Below are 231 nucleotides of genomic sequence, written 5' to 3'. Positions count from 1 at the left end.
CTATCGAATATGGCCCATAGCTGCTTATAAAGCTGTGGCAGGCGCTTGTATTCGGTACTCATCTGGTTATAGAGGCCAGCAATATCATTGAGGTCGTAACCGCCCTGAGTACGGGAAGCCATATCCTGGTATTTCTGAATAGTGGTATCCAGTTCGGCCAGAATGCCGCGATAGTCGATGAGCAGACCAAATTTCTTTTTAGGGTGCAGACGGTTTACCCGTGCAATAGCC

The 231-nt window shown here is 48.5% G+C and carries 1 protein-coding gene; it reads right to left on the bottom strand.

The features are described 5' to 3' along the window. Positions 1-231, bottom strand: a 231-nt coding sequence (locus SB765_RS34285) for a hypothetical protein (protein WP_410933110.1), incomplete at both ends; no start/stop codon positions are given.

It is taken from the genome of Pseudomonas sp. SIMBA_067 (genome assembly GCF_046534675.1).
Taxonomy (GTDB): domain Bacteria; phylum Pseudomonadota; class Gammaproteobacteria; order Pseudomonadales; family Pseudomonadaceae; genus Aquipseudomonas; species Aquipseudomonas putida.
This window is presented reverse-complemented; position numbering and strand designations above follow the sequence as displayed.